2 protein-coding genes are annotated in these 2,616 nt (G+C 40.0%); both read left to right on the forward strand.

What is annotated here, in order from left to right:
• The first annotated feature begins 219 nt into the window (after positions 1 to 219).
• On the forward strand, positions 220 to 1,770 hold the full coding sequence (istA, locus tag P20311_RS04075) for an IS21 family transposase (RefSeq protein ID WP_008109991.1): 1,551 nt from the start codon (positions 220 to 222) through the stop codon (positions 1,768 to 1,770).
• A gap of 11 nt (positions 1,771 to 1,781) precedes the next feature.
• On the forward strand, positions 1,782 to 2,537 hold the full coding sequence (istB, locus tag P20311_RS04080; protein ID WP_008109993.1) for an IS21-like element helper ATPase IstB: 756 nt from the start codon (positions 1,782 to 1,784) through the stop codon (positions 2,535 to 2,537).
• Positions 2,538 to 2,616 lie beyond the last annotated feature (79 nt).

Raw genomic sequence — 2,616 nt, forward strand, 5'->3', positions numbered from 1 at the left:
ACTGCATATTCTCTCCAGCTTTGATCACCCAATTGCATTAACTTTGATCGCTTATTCTCATTAAGCTTTGATCACTAAAATCACTTGTAAATGATCACATTTATGCTCTTAATGATTTTGCCGATCAAAGCTTAATACCACTCGTAACCGAGTTCACGTTTTATCATTTTTGTAGGTGTGTTAAACCGTTATCTTAATCGTTTGATGAGGATAACAACAATGACAACAAGACCTATATCTATGAGTAAATTACATTCCATTTTACGGCTGAAGTACTCAGCACAATTATCCCATCGAGAGATTGCCAGAAGTTTAAATATTTCACCTGGTACTGTGGCTAATTACCTTAAAAAGGCCAATGAGTTAGGCTTAAATCAATGGCCAATACCAGAGGATAAACAGCAAAATACATTTTTCAACACCAAACTCAAGCGCTTCTCAACGCGTAAAAAAAGACACTCAACGCCTGACTGGTTAAATATCAATAAAGACTTAAAACAACATAAACACCTAACATTACAGCTCGTATTTGATGAGTTACTTGAAAAAGTGGGTGAGCCTTATTACAGCTACAGTCACTTCTGCCGAGCTTATAAACAATGGTTAGGTACCCAGCGACTCTCAATGCGTCAGCAGCATAAAGGGGGTGAAAAGCTGTTTGTGGATTATTGTGGTCCCACAATTACCATTACTTGTCCGACGACACAAGAAAAGCGCACTGCTCAGATATTCGTTGCTGTACTAGGTGCATCAAATTATACCTATGCTGAAGCAACGTATAGTCAGCAACTTGAAGATTGGGTAATGAGTCATGCGCGTTGCTTTGAATTTTTAGGCGGCGTTCCTGACGTTGTTATTCCCGATAATCTCAGAAGTGCTGTCAGTAAAACCTGTCGCTACGAGCCTGATTTAAATCCGACGTACCACCAGTTAGCCGAGTACTTTAACGTTGCTGTCATTCCGGCTAGACCTTATAAACCCAAAGATAAATCGAAGGCTGAAGTCGGCGTACAAATTGTTGAGCGTTGGATCATGGCACGCTTACGTAACCAAACCTTCCACAGCTTAGCGCAACTCAATCATGAAATAGCAAAGCTACTGGATATGATGAACAATAAGGTGATGAAGCAATATCAACAATCACGCAAACAGCTATTTGATATGGTGGATAAAAACGCATTAAAGCCATTGCCTGAAAAGCCCTATCAATATACACAAATCAAAACAGTACGTGTGCATATTGATTACCATGTTGAAATAGAAAAACATTACTACAGCGTGCCTTATCTGTGGGTTAAAAAACAATTACGCGCACACATATCCAATCAACTCGTGCAGCTTTATTATGACGGCACTTTAATAGCACAGCATCCTCGCTCAAACCGTTTAGGCGGACATACGACACAGACACATCATATGCCAAAGGCGCATCAAAAACAGCATGAGCAGTCACCGATAAATTTACGCTCATGGGCATTGAGTATCGGTGATTATACTCATCAAGTCGTTGAATTATTGCTTAATAGCAAACGTCATCCAGAGCAAGCTTATCGCACCTGTTTAGGGGTATTAAGTTTAGCTAAAACGTATTCAAAAGAACGCCTCGAGCGAGCATGTTACCGAGCAATTTGCATGAATACGACCACACACAGATCTATTAAGCAAATGCTGCAAAAAGGGTTAGACCAACAACCATTACCCACACTCCAAACAGAGCCAGAAAAGCCAATTACACACAGCAACATACGTGGCACAGATTACTACCATTAAGGAATGTAAACATGATAGAAACAATTAATCAGCAACTTCAATTGCTCAAGTTATCGGGTATAAAGCAAGCACTCAAGCAGCAGCTTGAACAGCCAAACCTATATCAAGAACAAAGCTTTATAGAGCGCGTCAGTTTATTGCTAACGCATGAAATTGATACGCGTAACCAAAGAAAAATAGAGCGACTGGTGCGACAAGCAAAATTCCGCGTACCGGGTCAGTTAAATCAACTCATTTACTCGCCGAAGCGCAATCTAGATAAAGCACAAATACGCAGCCTCAGCCAAAGCACCTGGCTGGGTTTACATCAGAATATATTAATTACAGGCGCCACAGGCTGTGGCAAAACCTACCTCGCGTGTGCCTTGGGTCACGAGCACTGTTTACAAGGAAAAAGTGTCTTCTATATTCGATTAAAAGAATTACTTGAAAGTCTATTTCTAGCACAGGCCGATGGCAGTTATCGAAAATTATTGGGTAAACTCATTAAATACGACTTACTTATTTTAGACGATTGGGGGCTAGAGCCACTCAGTGCTCAGCAACGAAGCGACTTACTTGAATTAATCGATGCTAGATATGGTTATAAATCACACATCATCATTAGTCAGTTACCACAGGAAAACTGGCACCAAATGATCGGCGAATCAACGCACGCTGATGCTATTTTAGATAGGCTGATTCATGGTGCAATTAAGTTGAATTTAAAAGGAGAATCGATACGAAAACAGTTAAATGAATTGACTGATGATGATCAGTTAAGTTAATTTAAAAATGGCTCTACAAAATGATAAATCAAGCGATCAAAGCTGATGAGAATCGGTGATCAAAGTCATGAGAATACGC

Source organism: Pseudoalteromonas sp. BSi20311 (assembly GCF_000239875.1).
GTDB lineage: Bacteria > Pseudomonadota > Gammaproteobacteria > Enterobacterales > Alteromonadaceae > Pseudoalteromonas.

Bases quoted from the DNA above. Each gene is read 5' to 3' on its own strand.
- istA (WP_008109991.1), top strand. From the start codon at position 220: ATGACAACAAGACCTATATCTATGAGTAAATTACATTCCATTTTACGG.
- istB (WP_008109993.1), top strand. From the start codon at position 1,782: ATGATAGAAACAATTAATCAGCAACTTCAATTGCTCAAGTTATCGGGT.